Source organism: Leucobacter sp. M11 (assembly GCF_035726885.1).
GTDB lineage: Bacteria > Actinomycetota > Actinomycetes > Actinomycetales > Microbacteriaceae > JAPFRB01.
In genome coordinates, this window is record NZ_JAPFRB010000007.1 from 6561 (window position 1) to 13098 (window position 6538).

The 6538-nt window shown below is 69.3% G+C and carries 8 protein-coding genes; 7 read left to right on the forward strand and 1 reads right to left on the reverse strand.

From position 1 onward, the window contains the following. The 7 genes from mbhE to OOT08_RS17955 all read left to right on the forward strand — a co-directional run. A partial coding sequence (gene mbhE / locus OOT08_RS17925) for a hydrogen gas-evolving membrane-bound hydrogenase subunit E (protein WP_325094237.1) occupies window positions 1-1205 on the forward strand: 1205 nt, incomplete at its 5' end. A 2-nt stretch (window positions 1206-1207) separates the two neighbouring features. After that, window positions 1208-1684 (forward strand): Na(+)/H(+) antiporter subunit C, encoded by a 477-nt coding sequence (locus OOT08_RS17930; protein ID WP_442916288.1) that lies wholly within the window; start codon window positions 1208-1210, stop codon window positions 1682-1684. Next, window positions 1681-3318, forward strand: coding sequence for a Na+/H+ antiporter subunit D (locus OOT08_RS17935; protein ID WP_325094239.1), 1638 nt, complete (start codon window positions 1681-1683; stop codon window positions 3316-3318). Before OOT08_RS17930 ends, OOT08_RS17935 begins: the two co-directional genes overlap by 4 nt. Further along, window positions 3315-3893, forward strand: a complete 579-nt coding sequence (locus tag OOT08_RS17940; RefSeq protein ID WP_325094241.1) for a Na+/H+ antiporter subunit E — start codon at window positions 3315-3317, stop codon at window positions 3891-3893. Before OOT08_RS17935 ends, OOT08_RS17940 begins: the two co-directional genes overlap by 4 nt. Further along, window positions 3890-4351: a monovalent cation/H+ antiporter complex subunit F gene (locus OOT08_RS17945; RefSeq protein WP_325094242.1), complete on the forward strand. Its 462-nt coding sequence runs from the start codon at window positions 3890-3892 to the stop codon at window positions 4349-4351. Before OOT08_RS17940 ends, OOT08_RS17945 begins: the two co-directional genes overlap by 4 nt. Continuing rightward, a complete protein-coding gene (mnhG, locus tag OOT08_RS17950) occupies window positions 4344-4724 on the forward strand; it encodes a monovalent cation/H(+) antiporter subunit G (protein WP_325094243.1) in 381 nt (126 codons plus the stop codon). The genes OOT08_RS17945 and mnhG overlap by 8 nt, the downstream gene beginning before the upstream one ends. Before the next feature lie 171 nt (window positions 4725-4895). Next, on the forward strand, window positions 4896-5741 hold the full coding sequence (locus OOT08_RS17955) for an SDR family NAD(P)-dependent oxidoreductase (RefSeq protein WP_325094244.1): 846 nt from the start codon (window positions 4896-4898) through the stop codon (window positions 5739-5741). Here the strand turns inward: OOT08_RS17955 and OOT08_RS17960 are convergent. After that, complete coding sequence (locus OOT08_RS17960) at window positions 5725-6354, reverse strand: TetR/AcrR family transcriptional regulator (protein WP_325094246.1); 630 nt, start codon at window positions 6352-6354, stop codon at window positions 5725-5727. The genes OOT08_RS17955 and OOT08_RS17960 overlap by 17 nt on opposite strands. Window positions 6355-6538: the final 184 nt, after the last annotated feature.

Sequence of the window (6538 nt, forward strand, 5' to 3'; positions counted from 1 at the left end):
GCAACCAGACCTGGCCCGAGGAGCTGGTCTGGCTGGGCTCCGTCGTCCAGCTGCCGATCGCGATCGTGATGATCATCGCCTCGATCGCGGCGGTGCGCGCCAAGAAGCGTTTCCAGGCGATCGTGCTCGTCGGCTTCACCGGGTACGGCATGGCGGCGATGTTCGCCCTGCACGGTGCCCCCGACCTCGCGCTGACCCAGGGGCTCGTCGAAACCGTCACCCTGATCGCCTTCGTGCTCGTGATCCGCCGCCTGCCCGCCCGGATTGGCAATGCCTCGCCCCGCCCCGCGAAGATCGCCCGCGCTCTGCTGGGCGTCGCGGTCGGCGCCGGGCTGGCCGCCGTCGCCGTGATTGCCCTGGGCGCGCGGATCGCGGAGCCCATCTCCCTACAGCTGCCCGATCTCGCCTACTCCGGTGGGCACGGCAAGAACGTGGTCAACGTCATGCTCGTGGACATCCGCGGCTGGGACACGATGGGCGAGCTGTCCGTCATCATCGCCGCGGCGACGGGCGTCGCGAGCCTCGTCTTCCTGAGCACCCGCCAGGACACGCTGCCCCGGCTCACCCGACGGGACGCGCAGAGCCAGGTTCGCCAGCACCTGCTCCGCGTCGCCGACCCGAACGACGCGACCGAGCGGGGCACCTGGCTGCTCGCCGGCCGCGAGATGGAGCCGGGCCGACGCTCGATCATCCTTGAGGTCGTCGTGCGGCTCATGTTCCACGCCCTGCTGATCCTCTCGGTGTACCTGCTGCTGACCGGGCACAATACCCCGGGCGGCGGCTTCGCTGGCGGCCTCGTCGCCGGGATGGCGCTCGTGGCGCGCTACCTCGCGGGCGGGCGCAAGGAGCTCGGCGCGACCGTGCAGCTCGACGCCGGAAAGATCCTGGGCGCGGGACTCCTGCTGGCGACGCTCACCGCGCTCGCCCCCATGTTCTTCGGGCAGGCCGCGCTCAGCTCCAGCTGGTTCGAACTGGACCTCGGCATCTTTGGCGAGATCTCCTTTGTCACCTCGACGCTGTTCGACGTTGGCGTGTACCTCGTCGTGATCGGCCTCATCCTCGACGTGCTCCGGAGCCTCGGCGCACAAATCGACCGCGATCAGGAGGACGACCTGGCAAACGCCGACGACTCGACCGCCCCCGCCCCACTCCCGGACCCCTCCGGCCAGTCCGGGCAGACCCTGCCGGGGGTGATCACGCCGTGACCATGCCCCTCGTCCTCGTCATCGCGATGGCCGTCATGTACGCCTGCGGGATCTATCTGCTGCTCGACCGCAGCCTGACCCGGGTCCTCCTCGGCTTCCTGCTCGTCGGCAACGCAACGAACCTCCTGATCTTCCTGATGAGCGGCCCCTTCGGTGAGTCCCCAATCTCCCGGGAGGGGGCGACCGCCCAGGACATGAGCGACCCCCTGCCCCAGGCCTTCATCCTGACGGCGATCGTCATCACCTTCGGGGTGAGCGCCTTCTTCCTCGCCCTGATCTACCGCTCCTGGCGGCTCGCGAACGCGGACACCGTCGAGGACTCGCCGCAGGACGACGAGGAGGAGACGGCCGTGCTGCTGGGCACCGAGGAGATCACGGACGAGGACGTGGCCGACAGCTCCGACTTCGACGAGCACGACGAGGACGCGCACGAGCGCGACGGCGTCGCTCGACGTCCCGAGGACGGGAGCGCCCGATGATCGACTTCTCCGCGGTGTCCCTCGTGCCCCTGGTCGTGCTGCTGCCCCTGATCGGGGCCGCGGTGGCCCTGATCCTGCCCCGGCACCCCCGTGCTCAGCAGCTCATCACGAGCGGCGTGCTCATCGCCGTGGTCGCCCTCGGCGGCATCATGATGGTGATCGTCGACCAGCACGGCACCCTCGTCATGGAGGTCGGCGGCTGGGCCGCGCCCTTCGGCATCGCGCTCGTCGTGGATCGGCTCTCGGCCCTCATGGTGCTCGTGTCCGCCGTGGTCCTGCTCGGGGTGCTCCTGTTCTCCATCGGGCAGGGGCTCGCCGATGACGACGACGAGACGCCGGTCTCGATCTACTACCCGACGTACCTCGTGCTCGGCGCGGGCGTGTTCAACGCCTTCATCGCCGGTGACCTCTTCAACCTCTACGTCGGCTTCGAGATCCTGCTCGTAGCGAGCTACGTGCTCATCACGCTCGGCGGCACCGGCCCGCGCATTCGCGCCGGGGTGACCTACGTGGTCGTGTCGCTCGTGTCCTCGATCCTCTTCCTCGCCTCCATCGGCCTGATCTACGGGGCCACCGGAACCGTGAACATGGCCCAGCTCTCGTTGCGCATCGCGGAGCTGAACCCCGACATTCAGCTCATGCTGAACCTGACGCTGCTCGTGGCCTTCGGGATCAAGGCGGCGATCTTCCCGCTGGCCTTCTGGCTGCCAGACTCCTATCCGACCGCGCCCGCCCCGGTCACCGCGGTGTTCGCGGGGCTGCTCACGAAGGTCGGCGTCTACGCGATCATCCGCAGCCAGACGCTGCTGTTCCCGGAGAGCAGTGTGGACAAGTTCCTCATGGTGATCGCCGCGCTCACCCTGATCGTCGGGATCCTCGGCGCGGTCGCCCAGCTCGATATCAAGCGGCTGCTCTCCTTCACGCTGATCAGCCATATCGGGTACATGATCTTTGGTATCGCGATGGGCACGGAGCTGGGCTTCTCGGCGACCATCTTCTATATCGCCCACCACATTATTGTGCAGACCACCCTGTTCCTCGCGGTGGGGCTCATCGAGCGGCATGGGGGGAGCACCTCCCTCGCCAGCCTCGGCGGGATCCTCAAGGCCGCGCCGATCATCGCGGTGCTGTTCTTTATCCCGATGCTGAACCTCGGCGGCATCCCCCCGTTCTCCGGGTTCATCGGGAAGCTGGGGCTCTTCGAGGCCGCGGCCGACCTGGCGTCGCCCGGCGCGTACTGGCTCATGGGCATCGGCGCGCTCGTCTCCCTGCTCACCCTGTACGCGCTCGCCCGGGCCTGGACTCTCGCCTTCTGGCGCCGCAAGGAGGAGATCGCGGAGCCCGAGGGGCAGCTCTGGCAGACCCTGCAGGACGCGCCCGACGCGGAGCCGCTGCGCGAGCGCAAGGAGATCCCGCGCTCGATGTTCGTCGCCACGGGGGGCATGGTCACGGTTAGCCTGCTGCTCACCTTCTTTGCCGGGCCGCTGTACGAGTACGCCACCCGGGCCGGGGAGACCCTGGAGCAGCCCGCGCGCCTCGTCGAGCAGGTGCTGGGCTCCCAGCCCGGCCCCGCGGGCGGTTCGGGCGACACCGGGCAGGACGAGGCCCCCGAGCGCGAAGGGAGCGCAGGATGAGCCAGCGAGGACCCCTTGGGCCCCTGGGCGAGCGCCGGGTCGAGCGCCGCATCGAGCGCCGACTGCGGCTGCACGAGCTGCCCCTGTTGATTGGCCTGATTCTGCTCTGGATGATGCTGTGGCGCGAGATCTCGCCCATGTCGTTCCTCTCCGGGCTCGTCCTGGCCATCGTGATGACCCGCGTGTTCTACCTGCCCCCCGTGGAGCTCGCCGGGCGCTTCAACGTTTGGTACGCGCTTCGCTACCTGGGCTTCTTCTTCGCCCAGCTCACGATCGCCTCCTTCCAGGTGGCCTGGCTGGCGGTCAAGCCCGGGCCGCCGCCGGTCTCCTCCGTGATCGCGGTCCGGCTGCGCACCCGCTCCGACTTCATCATCACGGTGACCGGCATCACGATCTCCCTGATTCCCGGCTCGCTCGTGGCCGAGGTGGACCGCTTCGGTTCCACCCTCTACCTGCACGTGCTGAACACGCCGACGCAGAAGCAGCTGACGCAGATGCGCCGGGACGTGCTGCACATCGAGCGGATGCTGATCCTCGCGATCGGCTCCCGACCGGAAGCGGAGGCGATCCGATGACCACCCTGGAGAATGCGCTGCTGATCGTCGCCCTCATCGCCTTCACCGGCACCGCCCTGTGCGCGCTGTATCGGGTCGTGGTCGGTCCGACCATTCTGGACCGGATGATCGCCTCCGACGTCCTGCTCACCACGATCATCCTCGTCGCCGGGGTGGACATGGTGCTGCGCGATCACACCGACTCGATTCCCCTGATGACCGTGCTCGCGGCCACCGCGGTGTTCGCCACGATCGCCGTGGCCCGCTACGTGTCTCGGCACGCGAAGACGAGCGAGCAGCCGCCCGCCTTTGCCTGGGCGAACACGGAGGCCGCGGCCTCCGGGGGCGCGGATACCGGCGCGGACACGGGCATCCTGAGCACGGACGCCGTGGACGCGGCGCAGCAGGCGCAGGGCAACGGCGGCCCAGAAGAGGACGCCGCGGCCCCAGAAGCGGAGGAGGGCACCCGCAATGCTTGACACGATCATGGACATCACCGCGCTCGTCTGCGTCGCCCTCGCGGCGCTGCTCTCGCTCGCCGCGGGCATCGGGCTGCTCCGCTTCCCGGACGCGCTCAGCCGCCTGCACGCGGCGACGAAGCCGCAGATTTTCGGGCTGCTCCTCATCATCGCCGCGATCGCGCTTGACCAGCGCTCCTTCTCCACGCTCATCGCCCTCGTCCCGGTGTTCGTCTTCCAGGCCCTGACCGCCCCGATCTCCGCGCACATGGTGGGCCGTGCCGCCTACCGTGCGGGGGACCTCTCCGAGGAGTTCCTGCTCGTCGACGAGCTCGGCCCCGCCGTGGAGCGGGCAAGCTCGGACAATCGCCGCGATTCGGGATTCGCGGGCTGAGGCATCCGGCTGCGCCCGGCTCCAGTTTTGGGCGTCTCCGCGCGCCCGGCATTGGCGGATCCGCGCACGCGCGCCGGGATTTCGGCTTCGCCGGGTAGCCTGTGGGTGCCCAGTACGCTGGGATCACGCGCCGGGCACCCCGCCCGGGCATCGGAAGTCGAAGGAGACGGCATGCGCAGTGTTCGCGGGGCGAGACTGATGATCAGCGGCGGAGCATCCGGGATGGGGCGGCTCTATGCGATCCGAGCCGTCCGGGAGGGGGCCGCGGCCGTGTCGCTGTGGGACCTGGACGAGGCCGGGCTCGAACGGGTTGCCGCCGAGCTCGCCCAGCTGCGCGGGCCGCGGGGCGTCGCGCAGACCCGGGTGCACACCCGGGCCCTCGACATGCGCTCGAGCGAGGCCGTGGAGGCCGCGGCGCGCGAGACCGCGGTCGCGATCGGCGTCCCCGATATCCTCGTGAACAACGCGGGCATCGTCGCGGGGAACGCCTACTTCTGGGAGACCGACAACGACGCGGTGACCCGGGCGACGATCGAGATCAACACGCTCGCGCACTGCTACGTGACCCGCGAGTTCCTGCCCGACATGATTGCGGACCGCGGCCGGGCGAAGCGTATTCTGAACGTGTCCTCGGCGGCCTCGACCCTCGCGAACCCGAGGATGAGCATGTACGCCGCCTCGAAGTGGGCGATGACGGGGTGGAGCGACTCGCTGCGTCTGGAGCTGCGTCAGGCGGGCCACGAGCACGTCCGGGTGACGACGTTCTGCCCCTCCTACGTGAAAACGGGCATGTTCCAGGGGGCGCGTGGCATGTTCCTCACGCCCCTGCTCGAACCGGACGAGGCCGTCGACGCGGCGTGGACCGCCATGCTCCGGGGGCAGGCCGTTCGCTTCGCCCCGCGGCCCGTGTGGCTGGCCCGGGCGCTGCGCGGCCTGCTGCCCGTGCCGCTCTGGGACGTGCTCGCCGACTGGATGCGGGTCACCCGGAGCATGCAGCAGTTCACGGGGCGGCGCTGATCTCGGTCGGCTCCGGGACGAGCGCGTCCGCGACGATCCCCCGGAGCAGGGCGCGCATCTGCTCCGGGCTCATCGAGGAGGTGCCCGTGAGGATGCCGATACCGGCCCCGTCCGCCGCTGAGGTAAACAGGCGGGCGAGCTCCCGGGGGTCGCCGGGGCGGAACTCGCCCGAGCGCTGCCCCCGCTCGACGAGGCCGACGACGGAGCGGTACCAGCGCTCGTAGTAGCTTCGGTGCGCCGCGCGCACCTCCGCGGAGACCGCGGCCTCCGCCCAGATCTGCGCCCAGATCGCCCATTCCTCCCGGACCCGCTCCGCCGTGGGTAACTGCAGCTCGATCAGGGCGTGGAAGCGGTCGCGCGAGCTGGGGATCTCGCGCAGGGTCTGCCGCTGCCTGGCATAGGCGCGCGCGAAGGAGTGTTCCAACGCGGCCTGCAGCAGGTCCTCCCGCCGCGGGAAGTGGTAGTGAATCGTGCCGGTGCTCGTGCCGCAGCGCCGGGCGATGTCGGCGATGCGGACGCGGTGATAGCCGAGGCTCGCCACGAGCGTCGCGGTGTGCTCCAGGATTTCGTGCCGCCGGGCCGAGGCCCGGGGCGACTGTTGTGTATCGATCACGGCACTCCGTTCTGAATCGGAGCTCACCCCGACTAGGGTGATACCCGATACGCAATGTTCTTGACGATTGGGAATTTGCCCCCTATGTTTCAGGTAACTGACGCATCAGTCAAGAGCATTTCCTTCTACGAGAGCAGGAGATCAGATCATGACGAACCCCCCGAAGAAACAGCGAACGCGCATC